The organism is Ruegeria sp. HKCCD7255, assembly GCF_013031565.1.
Classification (GTDB): domain Bacteria; phylum Pseudomonadota; class Alphaproteobacteria; order Rhodobacterales; family Rhodobacteraceae; genus Ruegeria.
Genome location: NZ_WQAG01000003.1, coordinates 199974 through 215119, shown reverse-complemented (window position 1 = coordinate 215119; position 15146 = coordinate 199974). Strand labels below are relative to the sequence as shown.

The 15146-nt window shown below is 57.9% G+C and carries 17 protein-coding genes and 1 tRNA gene; 5 read left to right on the top strand and 13 right to left on the bottom strand.

Annotated elements, in window-relative coordinates; all coding sequences use genetic code 11:
- The first annotated feature begins 6 nt into the window (after positions 1–6).
- Positions 7–246: a hypothetical protein gene (locus tag GOX45_RS07770; RefSeq protein WP_171099610.1), complete on the top strand. Its 240-nt coding sequence runs from the start codon at positions 7–9 to the stop codon at positions 244–246.
- Here GOX45_RS07770 and GOX45_RS07765 read toward each other — a convergent pair.
- The 8 genes from GOX45_RS07765 to GOX45_RS07730 form a co-directional block, all read right to left on the bottom strand.
- A complete protein-coding gene (locus tag GOX45_RS07765) occupies positions 243–1322 on the bottom strand; it encodes a 2'-deoxycytidine 5'-triphosphate deaminase (protein ID WP_171099608.1) in 1080 nt (359 codons plus the stop codon). The genes GOX45_RS07770 and GOX45_RS07765 overlap by 4 nt on opposite strands.
- Positions 1323–1383: 61 nt before the next feature.
- Positions 1384–1460 (bottom strand) — tRNA-Pro (locus GOX45_RS07760).
- Positions 1461–1521: 61 nt separating this feature from the next.
- Positions 1522–2181, bottom strand: a complete 660-nt coding sequence (locus tag GOX45_RS07755; RefSeq protein ID WP_171099606.1) for a MerR family transcriptional regulator — start codon at positions 2179–2181, stop codon at positions 1522–1524.
- 18 nt (positions 2182–2199) lie between these two features.
- Positions 2200–2502 carry an integration host factor subunit alpha gene (gene ihfA, locus GOX45_RS07750; RefSeq protein WP_037316145.1) on the bottom strand — a complete coding sequence of 101 codons (303 nt, stop codon included), beginning with the start codon at positions 2500–2502 and terminating at the stop codon, positions 2200–2202.
- 96 nt (positions 2503–2598) lie between these two features.
- Positions 2599–3570 carry a beta-ketoacyl-ACP synthase III gene (locus tag GOX45_RS07745; RefSeq protein WP_171099605.1) on the bottom strand — a complete coding sequence of 324 codons (972 nt, stop codon included), beginning with the start codon at positions 3568–3570 and terminating at the stop codon, positions 2599–2601.
- A gap of 24 nt (positions 3571–3594) precedes the next feature.
- The gene (gene plsX, locus GOX45_RS07740; RefSeq protein ID WP_171099603.1) at positions 3595–4683 is read right to left on the bottom strand and encodes a phosphate acyltransferase PlsX; all 1089 of its coding nucleotides are present in this window, start codon (positions 4681–4683) and stop codon (positions 3595–3597) included.
- A gap of 24 nt (positions 4684–4707) precedes the next feature.
- A complete protein-coding gene (rpmF, locus tag GOX45_RS07735) occupies positions 4708–4914 on the bottom strand; it encodes a 50S ribosomal protein L32 (RefSeq protein ID WP_008756996.1) in 207 nt (68 codons plus the stop codon).
- 206 nt (positions 4915–5120) lie between these two features.
- Complete coding sequence (locus tag GOX45_RS07730) at positions 5121–5657, bottom strand: DUF177 domain-containing protein (RefSeq protein ID WP_171099601.1); 537 nt, start codon at positions 5655–5657, stop codon at positions 5121–5123.
- 84 nt (positions 5658–5741) lie between these two features.
- Between GOX45_RS07730 and GOX45_RS07725 the strand changes: the two genes are divergently transcribed.
- The 3 genes from GOX45_RS07725 to GOX45_RS07715 all read left to right on the top strand — a co-directional run bounded on the left by GOX45_RS07725 (position 5742) and on the right by GOX45_RS07715 (position 8927).
- The gene (locus GOX45_RS07725; RefSeq protein ID WP_171099599.1) at positions 5742–6215 is read left to right on the top strand and encodes an outer membrane protein assembly factor BamE; all 474 of its coding nucleotides are present in this window, start codon (positions 5742–5744) and stop codon (positions 6213–6215) included.
- Positions 6216–6309: 94 nt separating this feature from the next.
- On the top strand, positions 6310–7050 hold the full coding sequence (locus tag GOX45_RS07720) for a GNAT family N-acetyltransferase (RefSeq protein ID WP_171099598.1): 741 nt from the start codon (positions 6310–6312) through the stop codon (positions 7048–7050).
- A 68-nt stretch (positions 7051–7118) separates the two neighbouring features.
- Complete coding sequence (locus GOX45_RS07715; protein WP_254445956.1) at positions 7119–8927, top strand: ABC-F family ATP-binding cassette domain-containing protein; 1809 nt, start codon at positions 7119–7121, stop codon at positions 8925–8927.
- A gap of 1 nt (position 8928) precedes the next feature.
- Here the strand turns inward: GOX45_RS07715 and GOX45_RS07710 are convergent, their stop codons facing one another.
- Positions 8929–9483 (bottom strand): sugar O-acetyltransferase, encoded by a 555-nt coding sequence (locus GOX45_RS07710; RefSeq protein ID WP_217350299.1) that lies wholly within the window; start codon positions 9481–9483, stop codon positions 8929–8931.
- 9 nt (positions 9484–9492) lie between these two features.
- Positions 9493–10248: a 3-hydroxyacyl-CoA dehydrogenase gene (locus GOX45_RS07705; protein ID WP_171099593.1), complete on the bottom strand. Its 756-nt coding sequence runs from the start codon at positions 10246–10248 to the stop codon at positions 9493–9495.
- A 202-nt stretch (positions 10249–10450) separates the two neighbouring features.
- Here GOX45_RS07705 and GOX45_RS07700 point away from each other — a divergent pair, with 202 nt between their 5' ends.
- Positions 10451–11356 (top strand): hypothetical protein, encoded by a 906-nt coding sequence (locus GOX45_RS07700; RefSeq protein WP_171099591.1) that lies wholly within the window; start codon positions 10451–10453, stop codon positions 11354–11356.
- Positions 11357–11469: 113 nt separating this feature from the next.
- Here GOX45_RS07700 and GOX45_RS07695 read toward each other — a convergent pair whose 3' ends face one another.
- From GOX45_RS07695 to GOX45_RS07685, 3 genes are all read right to left on the bottom strand, one after another.
- On the bottom strand, positions 11470–12231 hold the full coding sequence (locus GOX45_RS07695) for a DNA/RNA non-specific endonuclease (RefSeq protein WP_171099589.1): 762 nt from the start codon (positions 12229–12231) through the stop codon (positions 11470–11472).
- A 117-nt stretch (positions 12232–12348) separates the two neighbouring features.
- A complete protein-coding gene (gene tyrS / locus GOX45_RS07690) occupies positions 12349–13593 on the bottom strand; it encodes a tyrosine--tRNA ligase (RefSeq protein ID WP_171100137.1) in 1245 nt (414 codons plus the stop codon).
- Between the two features lie 593 nt (positions 13594–14186).
- Positions 14187–14981 carry an SdiA-regulated domain-containing protein gene (locus tag GOX45_RS07685; protein WP_171099587.1) on the bottom strand — a complete coding sequence of 265 codons (795 nt, stop codon included), beginning with the start codon at positions 14979–14981 and terminating at the stop codon, positions 14187–14189.
- Positions 14982–15146: the final 165 nt, after the last annotated feature.

Sequence of the window (15146 nt, the reverse complement as noted above, 5' to 3'; positions counted from 1 at the left end):
AGAACAATGAACGCCAACCGGATCATAGACATGATCGTGCGACAGGTGGTGCGCCGTCTTGTGTCCAAAGGGGTGGATAAGGGCTTTGACATGGCCAGCAGGATGTCGCGCAAACCCGACAGCCTGGACAGGCCGGCCAGCCCCGAGGTTGAACGCGAGATGCAGCAGAAAAGCCAGCGGACCAAACAGAATATGAAACAGGCGCAGCGCATGAGCCGACAGATGCGTCGGTTCATGAAGTTCTAGTTTGCCGGTTTGAAATGCTTGGACAGTTTCAACCCCTGTCCCTGATAATTTGACGCGATGCCAGCACCATAAAGCTGCGTTGGCATCTCGGCCATTTTCTCATAGACCAGCCGCCCTACAACCTGGCCGTGCTCCAGCACAAAGGGTGCCTCATGGCAGCGCACTTCCAGCACGCCGCGTGATCCGGCGCCTCCGGCGGCCGCATGACCAAAGCCGGGATCAAAGAACCCGGCATAATGCACACGGAATTCGCCGACCATTGCCAGATAAGGGGCCATTTCAGCGGCATAAAGCGGTGGGATATGCACCGCCTCGCGGCTGACCAGTATGTAGAATGCGCCGGGGTCGAGGATGATTCGCCCCTCTTTGGTGCGTACCTCTTCCCAATAATCCTGCGGGTCGTATTCTCCGATCCGGTCCAGATCGATTACCCCGGTATGGGGCTTGGCGCGATAGCCGACCAGATCTGTGTCTGGCAATTGCAGATCAACCGAGAACCCCAGCCCGTCTTGAATGACGGCGGGGCCATCCACCAGCGGTGAGGCATTGTGCAGGGCGGTCAACTCTGCGTCACTCAGAACCGCCTGACCCTGACGGAATCGGATCTGGTTCAGGCGCATGCCGGGGCGCACCAGAACCGAGAAGGAGCGGGGGCAGATCTCGGCATAAAGCGGGCCGGTATAGCCTGCGGGAACGCGGTCAAATTCGGTGCCGCCATCGGTGATTGTCCGCGTCAGCAGGTCCAGCCGCCCGGTCGAGCTTTTGGCATTGGCCACAGCGGTCATGTCTTGCGGCAGGGCCAGCGATTCCATCAACGGCACCAGATAAACGCAGCCTTTTTCCAGAACAGCACCGTCCGTGATATCGATCTGGTGCATCTCGAATTCTTGCAGGCGGTCGGCGACGGTGCGGTTTTCACCAGCCAGAAAGGACGCGCGCACCCGGTAAGCTACTGTTCCAAGGCGCAAATCCAGGCTGGCGGGTTGCACCTGCGCTGGCAGTACGTCCGGGCTGGCTGAAATCTCGCCCCGCGCGATCATCGCTTCGATCTGCTGGTTCGGGCAAACACCTGTCATTTCGATCCCCCCTGGTGCCAGAGCGGGATCTGGCGAATGTGCCATATACGTCGGTGTGATTTGGTCGGGCTAGCAGGACTCGAACCTGCGACCTTCCGTCCCCCAGACGGACGCGCTACCAGGCTGCGCCATAGCCCGACGTTGGAGTGTTCATAAAGACTTTCCCGACAGGGGCAAGAGGAAATCATCGCCTTTTTGCTTATCCCGCAATTCGGGTTTCGACCCGGTCGAGCCAGGCCCGTAGGTCTTTGGCAATCGGGGCGATATTGCGCAAAAGCTGCGGGTCAAACTCTTGCACGTTCCAGGCCTGAGACGCGATGCCGCCCATCAGGGGCGCTTCGTCAATCTCGGTGCTGGGCATGATATCGGGGTCGACAGACGGCTTAGCCGGTTCTGGCGATGTAGGCTGTTGGGATTGAACCGGTGGCTCTGAAGACGCGGCAGGCTCTGCCAATGGGGCTGGGGCGGGCTCAGCGTCGGGGGCCAGGTCCATCTTGAATTGTTCAACGGGGGCAACAGGTTGTGGCGTGGGCATGGAAACCACCTTGGCCTCAATCACCTCTGCTGGTCCCTCAGAGCCTTCATCAAGCGGTGGCGACAGAGCTGCAACATGGGCCACACCCTGTTCGCGCAGGATACGCTGAGCCCCCTTGATGGTGATCCCGTCCTCGTGCAGCAGCTTTTTGATACCGCCCAGCAGGCGCATGTCATTGGGGCGGTAATATCGTCTGCCACCCGCACGTTTCACCGGTTTGACCTGGGTAAATTTGCTTTCCCAGAAGCGCAGAACATGGGCCTGAACTCCGAGCCAATCCGCAACTTCGCTGATCGTGCGGAACGCGTCGGGGGACTTGCTCATGCTTGGATGCCTCGGGTTTTACTTGCGGTTCCCGGCAGCGACGCGATCTTTCATCAGATGCGACGGGCGGAAGGTCAGAACGCGGCGGGGCTGGATTGGCACCTCTTCACCGGTTTTGGGATTGCGGCCGATACGAGCGGTCTTGTCCCGAACGCTGAACGTGCCAAAGGACGAGATCTTCACCTGTTCCCCACGAACCAGCGCATCTGACATATGGTTCAGGACGCTTTCCACAAGCTGTGCGCTTTCATTGCGTGAAAGGCCCACCTCACGAAAGACAGCCTCGCTTAGATCCATACGAGTGAGTGTTTTGTCGCTCATGCCTAATCCCCTGTTGATGACCGAGCATAGGGCGGCGGCAATTTCGCTGTCAATATCAATGAATTGCGGCTGTGTGTGTAAGCCGGATTGTGCCGGTTACCACCGCAGCGCAACAGCGCCCCAGGCCAGACCACCGCCAATAGCTTCGGTCACGATCAGATCACCGGGTTTGATCTGACCGCGCTGCTTGCCCACAGACATCGCCAATGGGATCGATGCGGCCGAGGTATTGCCGTGATCCTGCACGGTGACGACCACTCGATCCATTGGCAGATCCAGCTTTCGGGCGGTGCCCTGTATGATGCGAATATTGGCCTGATGGGGCACAACCCAATCGACATCCGCGTTGTTCAAACCAGCGCGCTCTAACGCAGTTTCCGCAGTTTTCGCAAGTTTTTCAACGGCATGGCGGAAGACTTGGTTGCCCTGCATCCGCAAATGACCGGTTGTATTGGTCGACACGCCGCCGTCGACGTAAAGCAATTCGCGGTAGCGCCCGTCCGAGTTCAGATCGGTTGAAAGAATGCCGCGATCGTCCGAGGTTCCGGTGCCTTCCTGCTGTTCCAGTATCAGGGCGCCAGCACCATCGCCGAACAAAACGCAGGTCGACCGGTCGGACCAGTCCATAATCCGCGAAAACGTCTCGGCCCCGATCACCAACACGCGTTTGGCCTGCCCAGACAGGATCAGAGCATTGGCATTGGCCAAGGCAAAAACGAATCCCGCGCAAACCGCCTGCACGTCAAAGGCAAACCCGCGGGTCATGCCCAGCCGTGCCTGTACCATTGTTGCAGCTGAGGGGAACGTCAGGTCAGCGGTTGACGTGGCGAGAATGATCGCGTCGATCTCGTCTGCGGTCAGATTGGCATCTGCCAGAGCCGCTTCGGCGGCGTTGGTGGCCAGATCGGAGGTCGTTTCGTCTTCGGCAGCAAAATGGCGGCGTTCAATACCCGAGCGGGTCCGGATCCATTCATCCGTCGTATCCAGCGTCTTTTCGAACTCTGCATTTGGTACGACGCGTTTGGGTAGATAATGCCCGACACCTACAACAACTGAACGGCTTGCCATGCTTTGGGTACTGCCCTTTTATTCTTATTGCGATTGCTGCGGCGCAGCTTGCGCGGCATCTTGTGCAAGGGCGGCTGTAGATGCAACCCGTGCCGCCAACTTTTCCGAAAAGCCTGATTCGGCCAGGGTAAAGGCCAGCTTTACCGCAGCGGACACACCGGTGGCGTCGGCACCGCCGTGGGATTTGATTACCGTGCCGTTCAGCCCCAGAAACACGCCCCCATTCACGCGGCGTGGGTCGATACGCTTTTTCAGTCGGTTTAGCGAGGTGATCGCCAGAACCGAGGCCAGTCGCGACAGCGGAGAAAACTTGAACGCCTGACGCAGAAGATCGCCAATCAGGCTGGCTGTACCCTCACCTGTTTTGATGGCCACATTGCCGGTAAACCCATCGGTGACAATGACATCTGCCGTATCGCCGGGGATGTCGCTGCCTTCGACAAAACCGACAAAATCGAAGTTTGCCTGTTCCGCAAAATCGGCGATCAGCGCGTGGGCTTCTTTCAGCTCGGCGCGGCCTTTGTGTTCTTCGGTGCCGACATTCAAAAGACCGATCCGAGGGCGGGTCAGCGCCATCCCATTGCGCGCGTAAGAGGCGCCCATCAGGGCATATTGAAGCAGATCCTTTGCGTCGGCGCGCACATCGGCGCCCACATCGAGCATCACGTTGAACCCCTGAGGGTTGCGCGAGGGCCACAGAATCGCGATGGCAGGGCGGTTCACCCCCGGCAGTTTGCGAAGCCGGATCATCGACAATGCCATCAATGCGCCGGTATTGCCGCAAGACACTGCACCATGCGCTTCACCTGCGCGCACCGATTCCAGCGCGGACCACATCGAGGTCTGCTTGCCGTTGCGCACCACCTGGCTGGGCCGGTCCTCCATCGTGACCACATCAGGGCAATCACGAAAAACGACGCGCCCCTCAAGGACGCGCCGTTTGGCAACCAGTTTTCTCAACTCGGATTCCTGACCGTGCAGGATGAACCCGATCTTGGGATTCTTGTCCGCAGACTTGGCAATACCCGCAACCACTACGGCGGGGCCTGAATCTCCGCCCATGGCGTCAACCGAGATGATGATCCGGTCGCTTGGCGTGGGCTGATCCGTCATGCGTTCGCCTGCGTTCGATCAGGTTTATGCCGCGTCTTCATCCAGATCGATTTCGTCGGCCTGTGCGACAACTTCACGATCGTCATAATGGCCGCAAGATGCGCAAACGTGGTGGGGGCGTTTCAGCTCGCCACAGTTCGGGCATTCGTTCGGGTTTGCAGCAACCAGAGCGTCGTGTGCGCGGCGGTTGTTGCGACGCGACTTGGAAACTTTGTTCTGTTGGACGGCCATGGTCTCAACCTTTGTCTGACTGGGGGCCGCAGATTCGCTGCTGACCCGGGTTACATTCTTCGTTTTCTCGTGGTGTGACGCGCGTTTAGGCCGCAAGCCTCGCAATGTCCAACCCAAATTCGGATGAGCGCGCGAAAATACTGCGATTCTCGACATGTTCAAGCGATTTTTCTGACGGCTTGCTATGACAGGAAAACATGGCCCTGTCACTCGTCTTTTTTCAGCGCATCGCGCAGTTCCGCCAACCCGGCAAAGGGTTTGGCATCATCATCTGTCATCGCTTCTTTGCCCGGCTCGGTGTAATTGCTGTGTTGCAACTGCGCGTCGGGTTTGCGCGGATATTGCGGTAAGGCTAGCGACAAGGCCTCGGACAGCACCAATGCGGGGTCGATCTCGGCCGCAAGAGCTTCGGTCTCGTCATCTTCGGGCATTTCGAATTCCGGCTCGTCCGGATCGGACCAGTCGGCCAAATAAATCCGACGTACCGAGGTTTCGATCCGCGTTGTCACGGGGTCAAGCGTGACGACGCAGGGCTGAATGACAGTGGCGCCAAGCTTGCCGGTCAGCTTCCAGTCGCGTTTGCCTTGGGATTCGATTTGGCCGATGAAGGAAACCTTGCGCAAACCCAGCAGCCCAAGATCGTCTTTGAGAACGTCCAACGCATCGCCGCTGGGGCGCAGTTCGAACGCCGTCGGCACGTTTTGCGGCAGGTCCGCGACGCGCAGAGCTGTATGATCGGCCATTCGTGACCCTTTCCTGTGTTGAACCAAAGCACCGGTTTCTGTAATCGGATAGAAGCCGCACGGTGCCAAGGCAAGAGGGTGAAGATGATCAACGTGTCGAACAACAAGAACCTGGCGTTCAAATCGCTGGCATTCGGCGCGCTCCTGGCCGTTGTTGCATGTTCCCCCGTCTTCAAGAATCACGGCTATGTGCCACCCCCCGAAGATTTGGCGCAAATCAAAGTCGGGGTCGATACCCGCGAAACCGTATTGGAGACCGTCGGCGCACCTAGTTCCTCGGGTGTTTTGCGGGATTCCGGGTTCTATTACGTGGCCTCCCGTGTTCGCAAGTCGGGCGCGCGTCGGCCCAAAGTTGTCTCGCGCGAGTTGGTGGCCGTCAGTTTTGATCAGCGCGGCGTGGTCAGCAATATCGAGCGGTTCGGGCTTGAGGATGGCTATGTCATCGTGCTTGAGCGTCGCGTGACGGATTCGAACGTGGAAGACAAAGGCTTCCTGCGTCAATTGCTGGGCAATATCGGTAACTTCAACCCGGCCAATATCCCGGGCATTAACCAATAAGAGTTCAAATCTGCTGTTTCCGTCACCGGAAAGTCATATGCTCTGTGCTACGGAGCAGACGAAGTCTTAGTCGATAAATGTGGAACGTGCCGCCATGGCCAGAGCAGTGTTGCTGAACAAAGGACGGTACCGAGCGCGTCTGGCAGAGACGACCGCGGATCTGGATGCGGCCTGCAGGCTCAGAACCCGTGCCTTTGATACGGCGCAGCTTGATCAAGACCGGTTTGACGATCTTTGCGCGCATGTCCTGATCGAAGATCGCCGTGCCGAGGATCAACTGGTGTGCTGTTTCCGCCTGTTGACCATGCAAAACGGGGCCGAGATCGGCGCCGGCTATTCCGCACAGTTCTATGATCTATCGGCCTTGCACAGCTTTGAGGGGCGCATGGTCGAGATGGGTCGCTTTTGCGTGCATCCCGGCAAAACTGACCCGGATATTCTGCGGGTCGCCTGGGGGGCAATGACCGCCTATGTGGATCAAAACGGGATCGAGATGCTGTTTGGCTGTTCCTCTTTTGCCGGGACGGAAACCGCGCAATATCTGGATGCCTTTGCGATGCTGAAACACCGACACCTGGCCCCAAAGCGCTGGTTACCCCGGATCAAGGCGCCCGATGTGTTCCGCTTTGCGACCCGTCTGCGGCGCAAGCCCGATGCCAAAAAGGCGATGCAGCGGATGCCGCCCTTGCTGCGCACCTATCTGATGATGGGCGGATGGGTCAGCGATCATGCGGTGGTGGATCGGCACTTGAACACGCTGCACGTCTTCACCGGGTTGGAAATCGGCGCGATCCCCGCAACTCGCAAACGTTTGCTGCGGACCGTGGTCGGTTAATTTGAGTATTTCTGAAAAGGTGAAACAGGGGCGTTGACGCTTTCTGCCCACCGGTTTAGCTGGCGGGCATGGCGAGAATTCCTTTGTTGCAGATGTCCGGCATTTCCCTGACCTTTGGGGGTGATCCGGTGTTTTCCGAGCTTGATCTGGTGGTTCAGCCCGGTGATCGTGTCGCGCTTGTGGGACGGAACGGGTCGGGCAAATCCACCCTGATGAAAGTGATGGCAGGCCTGGTCGAGGCGGATCAGGGCGACATTACTGTGCCTCCGGGGAAATCTGTGGGCTATATGGAGCAAGATCCCACCATGGCGGGGTTTGCCACGCTGGGGGATTATGCGGCAAGCGGGTTGGAGCCAGGTGAGCTCTACAAGGTTGAACGCGCGGGCGAGGGGCTCAAGTTCGATCCCTCGCGCGCGGTTGAGACGGCCTCGGGCGGGGAACGCCGGCGCGCGGCGCTGGCCAAGCTGATGGCCGAAGCGCCCGACTTAATGTTGCTGGACGAGCCGACCAACCACTTGGATATCGAGGCGATTGCCTGGCTTGAACGTGAGTTGGGGGCAACCCGCGCGGCCTTTGTCTTGATCTCGCATGACCGTGCTTTTCTGCGCGCTTTGACCCGCGCGACGCTGTGGATCGATCGCGGCATGGTGCGACGGCAAGAACAGGGGTTTGATGCGTTCGAGGCCTGGCGCGACAAGATCTGGGAGGAAGAAGACCAGCAGCGCCACAAGCTGAACCGGCTGATCAAGTCCGAGGCGAAATGGGCTGTGGAAGGCATCAGCGCCCGACGCAAACGCAATCAGGGCCGGGTGCGCGCCTTGCAGGCCTTGCGGGCCGAAAAGGCCGCGCAGATCAAACGCCAGGGCTCGGCCGCCATGACACTGGAGGCGGGGCCAAAATCCGGCCGTAAGGTGATTGAGGCGAAAGGGCTGACCAAAAGCTTTGGCGACACAGCTATCCTGCGCAATTTCGATCTGCTGGTGCAGCGCGGCGACCGCGTGGCCTTTGTTGGCCCCAACGGTGTGGGCAAGACAACGCTGCTGAAGATGTTGCTGGGGCAGGAACAGCCGGATGAAGGTACCGTGACCCTGGGCACCAACCTAGAGGTCGCCATGTTCGACCAGACCCGCGCGCAGTTGGACCCCGAGATGAGCCTCTGGGACAGCCTGACAGGCGACCCCGAAATGCGGGTTTCAGGCAAGGCCGATCAAGTGATGGTGGGCGGCCAGCCCAAACATGTGGTGGGCTACCTCAAAGAGTTTCTGTTCGACGAACGGCAGGCCCGCGCGGCGGTCAAATCCCTGTCCGGCGGAGAAAAGGCGCGCTTGCTGTTGGCCAAGCTGATGGCCAAAAGCTCGAATCTTCTGGTGTTGGACGAACCGACCAACGATCTGGATGTGGAAACGCTCGACCTTCTGCAAGAGCTGCTGGATGGCTATGACGGCACCGTCCTGCTGGTTAGCCACGACCGTGATTTTCTGGACCGGGTCGCCACCACCACTGTTGCGATGGAAGGCAACGGGCGCGCCACCGCCTATGCGGGCGGATGGTCGGACTATCTGGCCCAACGCGGCGAGCTTGCCCCCAAGAAGGAAGACAAGCCCAAAGCCGCCAAACCAAAGCCTAAGGCCGAGGCCAAGCCGAAACCGGGCCTGTCTTTTTCGGAAAAACATCGCTTGGACAAACTGCCCGCCGAGATCGCCCGGCTTGAGGCCGAGATCGCCAAGCTGGAAGAGCTGATGGCCGACCCCGAGCTTTTCACCCGCGAACCGGTCAAGTTTCAAAAGGCAACCGAAGCCTTGGTGGAGCGTCAGCAAAAGCTCTCCGCCGCCGAGGAAGAATGGCTGCTGTTGGAAGAAAAGGCTGAAGGGGCCTGACCTAACGGTCTTGTGCAATCGGACGGGCAGGGTTTCCCACAACCGTTTCGTCTGCTGCCACCGGTTTGGTGACCACGGCGCCCGCACCAATAATGGCGTTATCACCGATAGTAACACCGGGAAGGATGATCGCCCCGCCGCCAACCCAGACGTTTTTTCCGATACGAACCGGGCGGGCATATTCCAGACCACGTGCGCGCTCTACCGGGTCTTTGGCATGTTGCGCGCAATAGATCTGCACTTGGGGGCCAAACATACAGTCATCACCGATCTGAACGCGCGCCGTATCCAGGATGACGCAGCCGGTGTTGAAATACACCCGGCTCCCAAGATGTATGTTGAAGCCGTAGACGCAGTGAAACGGAGCTTCGATCCGGTGCTCCTGACCTGCATCGCCCAACAAGTTTCGAAGCTCGGATGACATGGCACCGCGACTGTCCGGATGGCTCGTATTATGCGCATGCAAAGCCCGCCGCGCGTTTTCGCGCAGTGCATTCAGCTCGGGATCAAGGCAACAATACCAGTCGCCCGCTTCCATTTTCTCACGCTCGGTCATGGGCAAGCGTTACCGCATCCGCAGGGCGCCGTCGATGCGGATGACCTCTCCGTTAAGGTAACCCATTTCGACGATAAAACCGGCCAGGCGGGCGTATTCCTTTGGATCACCCAGACGGGCGGGGTTGGGTACGTCGGCGGCCAGTTGTTGTTGCACCTCTTCGGGCAGGCCCGCCAGCATTGGGGTCATGAAGATGCCGGGTGCGATTGTCATGACGCGGATACCGGTCGAGGCCAGATCGCGGGCCATGGGCAGGGTCATGCCCACCACACCGCCTTTTGAGGCCGCATAAGCCGCTTGGCCTTTCTGGCCGTCAAAAGCGGCGATTGAGGCGGTGTTGATGATCACGCCGCGCGCGCCATCTGCCTCGGGATCGGCCTTGGCGATCTCGGCTGCGGCCAGACGCGCGACGTTGAACGTGCCGACCAGATTGATGTCTATGGTACGCTGGAACGCGTCCAGCGGGTGTGGGCCATCGCGGCCCACAGTTTTGATACCATAGGCAATCCCGGCGCAGTTCACCGCAACGTTCACACCGTCCATGGCGTCGACCGCCTGGGCAATGGCAGAACTGACCGAGGTTTCATCGGTGACATCCGTCTGTGCAAAATGCCCTCCGATATCGCTGGCGACCGTTGGGCCACGCTCGGCGTCCCGGTCCAGAATTGTGACCTGCGCGCCTTGAGAGGCGAAATAACGCGCCGTGGCTTCGCCCAGCCCCGACGCTCCGCCGGTCACCAAAGCTTTGGTTGTGGACAGCTGCATGTCGGTCTACTCCCTGTGATATGAACAGTTGTTCAATAACCGGTGCCACCCTGGTTTGTCTACACATTTGCGGCCGACCGAAACGGTTTGGGTTTCTAAAGAGATCTTCAGGCGGGCTTCACCCGGACTTCACGGCCAGTCGCCAAGTCGTGTTCGAAGAAACCACAGCAAACGCGTGTTTAGCTATCAGGAGGTACCGAACATGGTAAAAGGTAAACAGAAACTCCTTGGTGCGCTGGTCGCTGCGCCATTTGTTGGAGTTTTCATCGTAAGCGACGCCGCTTCGTCAACCGAGGCTTGCAATTGGCGCACCGCGCGGGATCTGGCAAACGCAGGCGATTACGCGGCGCTGTGTGACTGCGCGCAGGTCACCCCCAGTTTTCTTGAGCGCCTGCAACGCCGAGCGGATTTTGAAACGACGCTGAGCGTGACATCTGCGCAGTGCCCCGGGTTGGCCTCTTTGCTGACTGACCTGCCGACCGCAAGTGTTTCGGGCAATCTGTTTGGCGAGGACCGAAACTCTGACCCGTTTGGTGGGGGCGAGGCGTTTGCGGATGCAGGTGACACCCCAGGTGGTGCAGGAGGCGGTGCTGGTGGTGGCACCGGCAACTCCGGCGGCAGCGGTGGTGAAACACCAGGTAATGGTGGCGGCAATCCTGGTGATGGCGGTAGTCCCGGCGATGGTGGCGAAAACCCCGGTGGTGGCGGTGATAACCCAGGCGACGGCGGTGGTCCCGGTGATGGCGGCGAAAACCCCGGTGACGGAGGTGGTAAACCCGGCAACGGCGGGGGTAAGCCCGGTGGTGGCGACGGCAAGCCCGGTAAAGGGGGCGATAAGCCCGGCAAGGGCGGAGACAAACCCGGCAAAGGTGGCGGCAAAGGCGGCGATAAGCCTGGCAAGGGCGGTGGCAAAGGCGGCACCGGTGAAGGCCCCGGTAATGGCAACGGGAACAACGGCAACCCGGGCAATGGCGGCGGAAACACCGGCGGATCCGGGCCTGGAACCGGCAATGGCGGAGGCAATAACGGCCAAGGTGGCGGCGCTGGCAACGGCGGCGGCGGCGAAGGAAACGGTGGCGGTAAGGGCGGTGGCAAAGGCCGGACCTGACCCCCTAAACGCATAAGCTTCAACATCTAACGGCCACCCCTTGGTGGCCGTTTGACCCTTTACTGCTCGGATTTGTCTTTGGCCGAAACCGTAGACTAGCCCCCAGCAGGGCGTTACAATGCCAACGTGTAGCTTTCGGCCTTGGTGGCCAAGGTCTTTGGCATCTTCTTTGACGCGTCTGCCGGAAGCTTGGATTTGGCCAACCGCTCATTGGGCTTGCCGTCAGGAAAGAAACTGTCCAGCCGCCAACTGGCCTCAAGGGTCCTTGGCAGCTTGCTCAGCATTCGCACAGTCTCTTTCGACGCGCCACCCCACCAGGGTTTCATGGACCCTTTGCACTTGGCGTGAAACCTGACCCGCGCGCGATAGCCGGATGCTTTTTCTTCCTTTCGGATTTCCTGCAGCTTTTTGATCAGCTTGGATTCAAAACCACTGTAGTAGGTCGAATTCGAACTGGCCGACATCGGCGTCAGGTTTGCATTTGTCCCCGGACCGCCCAATTTTTCGCTGAGGATGTGGCCCTTGATATAGGTTTGTGCCTGCAACTCGGAATAGTCGGCCATCATGTGGATTTCCGAAAGGGCAAGCAGCTCCAGTATCTTTTCCACCGAATTGGCTCTGGCCAGTTTCTGCAATGTGCTTTTGTTGGACAGTGCCTTTTGCACCGCCCCCAGATCAATCAGATCCTTCACGTCCCAGCGCGCGTTGAACCGCTCGACAATTGCGCAATGGCCCGATGCAGGGGAACTGCCTTTCAGCTTCAGACTGTCGGTTGTCAGGATACAGGTAACCTCATCGGCACCGGTCGAGAATTTCTCGCCTTCGAAGACAACATCGCTGCGACGGGATGAAGTGAATTTGTTGGGAATAGCCATGGTCGATACTTCAAAGTGCTAAACTGAAAGACAGCTTAGCACAGAAGTGAACCCGGCCAGAATTTTTCGGCGAAGGACGCCCGGGCTCGATGTGATGCGCCCGAGCCGCAAGGAGCCTTAACCCATCTGAACCAGCGCGTGCCGCTTCTTGCCTGCGCTCAGTTTGATCGGAGAGGACAGGGCGCCCGCATCGATCATCAGCCCAGCATCGGTCAGCGGCGCGTCGTCCAGCTTGGCTCCGTTTTCGGCGATCAGACGCTTGGCCTCTTTGCCCGATTTCGCGAGGCCCGATTTGACGATCAACTGCACGATGGAGATCGGAGTATCGGCTTCGGTCAGGGTCAGCGTCGGCAGATCATCCCCGACACCACCTTTTTCGAACACCTCACGTGCAGTTGCCTCGGCGGTGGACGCAGCCTCTGCCCCGTGTAGCAGCGTTGTCACTTCATTGGCCAGACGGATCTTGGCCTCGTTGATCTCGGACCCTTGCAGAGCGGCCAGGCGGTCGCATTCGTCGACCGGCAGTTCCGTGAAGATCTTCAGGAACCGGCCTACATCCGCATCTGTGGTGTTGCGCCAGAACTGCCAAAACTCGTAGGGGCTTAGCATATCGCCATTCAGCCAGACCGCACCACCCTGGGATTTGCCCATCTTGCGGCCATCGCTGGTGGTCAGCAGCGGCGTGGTCAGGCCATAGATCTCGTGATCCAGCACCCGGCGCGTCAGATCGATCCCGTTGACGATATTGCCCCACTGGTCCGAGCCACCCATCTGCAACACGCAGCCATAGCGGCGGTTCAGTTCCAGGAAGTCATAGGCCTGCAGGATCATGTAGTTGAACTCAAGAAAGCTCAGCGATTGTTCCCGATCCAACCGCGATTTCACCGACTCGAACGACAGCATCCGGTTGACCGAGAAATGCCGCCCGATATCACGCAGGAAGTCGAGATAGTTCAGACTGTCCAGCCATTCGGCGTTGTTCAGCATCAGCGCGCCGGTATCGCTGTCATCATACGACAGGTACTTCGCAAACACCTGCTTCATGCCCGCGATATTGGCGTCGATCTGTTCGGGGCCCAGCAACGGGCGTTCATCCGAGCGAAACGACGGATCCCCCACCTTCGTCGTGCCGCCACCCATCAGGGTGATCGGCTTGTGCCCGGTCTTTTGCAACCAGCGCAGCACCATGATGTTCATCAGGTGCCCCACATGCAGTGACTGCGCCGTGGCGTCATAGCCGATATAAGCCGTCTGCACCCCCGAGATCAGCGCGTCGTCAAGGCCCTGATAATCGGTGCAATCGGCCAGAAAGCCGCGCTCGATCATCGTGGCGATGAAATCCGATTTGGGGTGGTAGTTCATAACGCTCAACAGGCCCTGTGGTTTGGCCCTCTCAGCAAGGGCTGGTGTAAGTTATAGGTCAGTGTTTGTCAATCTGGACCGCTCGCTCACGAGATTACCGATGCCTAGCTAGGCCGTTCCTCTAATCTCCGAAGTCATAGAGAATGTCTAGTCTTCTGGGTCTTACGAGGGCTCAAAAACTGAAATAGTACTGTGATGGAGTTGCAAAAAATGTGGCATTTTGTCGACTTCTAAGGGCTATGATTGCGTCTAAGTGGGCAAGTTGTGATTTTCGAATACAACGACACAGAGAAACTCCTCTTAACGGCCAAGCAGGTGCAAATTCAACTATTTTGCCTAAGCACTGCAAACATCACACTGTGATAGGTCCGCAGGGAATCCCAGATGCTTGTGTCCTGCCACCGAAATGCAGCGGGTTCATTCGACAGTTCCAGCGTGGAGCGGTCATTCGTCACCGGACTTTTCAATTTCTGCGATACGGGACCAAGCCGACATATGCTGAGGTTTAGCTGAACTTCCGCTATGCCGACAAATTGGCTATTTCGTTTTTCTGCAATTAAATACGACAAGCAAGTGCGAATTTCTTACTGCAATCAAGCTTGCGGTAGGACAAATGCGTAGAGGCGTGACTTTTTTCCATCATCGGTCAAGATGTATAGAACGTCACCACTTTCATCCAAAGCGATCCCCTCAGGGTTCTTCACTTCCTTTGCTTCATCCTTTTTGGAGTAAATTAAGTCGATAGTTTTGACCGTCAGAACTTCAGGATCAAAAACGAATATTCGGCGCCCTTCATCGCTGAGTATCCATAAAGATTTGGTCTTGCCGGACCAGGCAATCCCGCTGATGTCTAGTTCGTCATCGTCGGCACGAGATGAAACAAAACCAGCCTGAGCCGTTAATGGAACTGCTTCGACAATCTCATCAATCTCTGGCGAAATGATGAGCAGCAGTCTTGGTTGACCCTCAATGACTACGAATACTTGCCCAGTGTCTTGATCTACAGTAATCCCTTCTGGCCCCTTGTTCAAAGGGTTCTCAGCAAGCATTTCAGCAACTTTGCCGTAGCCCCTGAGCGAAGAAATTGAAGTAGAATTGACTTTGATTGGATCTGTTGGTTGGACCGTTACGATAGATCGGTCAGTTTCTTGTAACAGCAATACAGACCCATCCTTTCTTCCAGCGACACCTTCCAAGTCTGTGCCCAGATATTCTGGAAGTTTGAACGAACTCTTTAGTTCTCCATCTACTCCTAGAAGGTGCAGCTTCGATGCTTCATCGCTTACTGCCCACAAGAACCCATCAACGCTGGAAAGCGATAACCCAGATGGCTCAGAAAAGCCCGCTGATTTATCTGCAACTTTGTAAGATTCAATAAGTTCCAACATATCAGCCTGCGCTCTCACTGGGCTCGTTAACGCCAAAGCGTTGGCGACTACAGCAAGGCTTGCGCAAATTACCTTCGCAACTCTTCGTTTGTGCCGATCATTTGGCTGGTTCATTCGAGTAAAACCTGCGTTCTTTTGGACTTAGTTCATACTCGATCAAAAATC

Bases quoted from the DNA above. Each gene is read 5' to 3' on its own strand.
- GOX45_RS07720 (WP_171099598.1), top strand. From the start codon at position 6,310: ATGGCCAGAGCAGTGTTGCTGAACAAAGGACGGTACCGAGCGCGTCTG.
- GOX45_RS07725 (WP_171099599.1), top strand. From the start codon at position 5,742: ATGATCAACGTGTCGAACAACAAGAACCTGGCGTTCAAATCGCTGGCA.
- GOX45_RS07695 (WP_171099589.1), bottom strand. From the start codon at position 12,231: ATGGCTATTCCCAACAAATTCACTTCATCCCGTCGCAGCGATGTTGTC.
- GOX45_RS07715 (WP_254445956.1), top strand. From the start codon at position 7,119: ATGGCGAGAATTCCTTTGTTGCAGATGTCCGGCATTTCCCTGACCTTT.
- GOX45_RS07770 (WP_171099610.1), top strand. From the start codon at position 7: ATGAACGCCAACCGGATCATAGACATGATCGTGCGACAGGTGGTGCGC.
- plsX (WP_171099603.1), bottom strand. From the start codon at position 4,683: ATGACGGATCAGCCCACGCCAAGCGACCGGATCATCATCTCGGTTGAC.
- GOX45_RS07685 (WP_171099587.1), bottom strand. From the start codon at position 14,981: ATGTTGGAACTTATTGAATCTTACAAAGTTGCAGATAAATCAGCGGGC.
- GOX45_RS07700 (WP_171099591.1), top strand. From the start codon at position 10,451: ATGGTAAAAGGTAAACAGAAACTCCTTGGTGCGCTGGTCGCTGCGCCA.
- tyrS (WP_171100137.1), bottom strand. From the start codon at position 13,593: ATGAACTACCACCCCAAATCGGATTTCATCGCCACGATGATCGAGCGC.
- GOX45_RS07710 (WP_217350299.1), bottom strand. From the start codon at position 9,483: ATGACCGAGCGTGAGAAAATGGAAGCGGGCGACTGGTATTGTTGCCTT.
- GOX45_RS07730 (WP_171099601.1), bottom strand. From the start codon at position 5,657: ATGGCCGATCATACAGCTCTGCGCGTCGCGGACCTGCCGCAAAACGTG.
- ihfA (WP_037316145.1), bottom strand. From the start codon at position 2,502: ATGAGCGACAAAACACTCACTCGTATGGATCTAAGCGAGGCTGTCTTT.
- rpmF (WP_008756996.1), bottom strand. From the start codon at position 4,914: ATGGCCGTCCAACAGAACAAAGTTTCCAAGTCGCGTCGCAACAACCGC.
- GOX45_RS07705 (WP_171099593.1), bottom strand. From the start codon at position 10,248: ATGCAGCTGTCCACAACCAAAGCTTTGGTGACCGGCGGAGCGTCGGGG.
- GOX45_RS07765 (WP_171099608.1), bottom strand. From the start codon at position 1,322: ATGACAGGTGTTTGCCCGAACCAGCAGATCGAAGCGATGATCGCGCGG.
- GOX45_RS07755 (WP_171099606.1), bottom strand. From the start codon at position 2,181: ATGAGCAAGTCCCCCGACGCGTTCCGCACGATCAGCGAAGTTGCGGAT.
- GOX45_RS07745 (WP_171099605.1), bottom strand. From the start codon at position 3,570: ATGGCAAGCCGTTCAGTTGTTGTAGGTGTCGGGCATTATCTACCCAAA.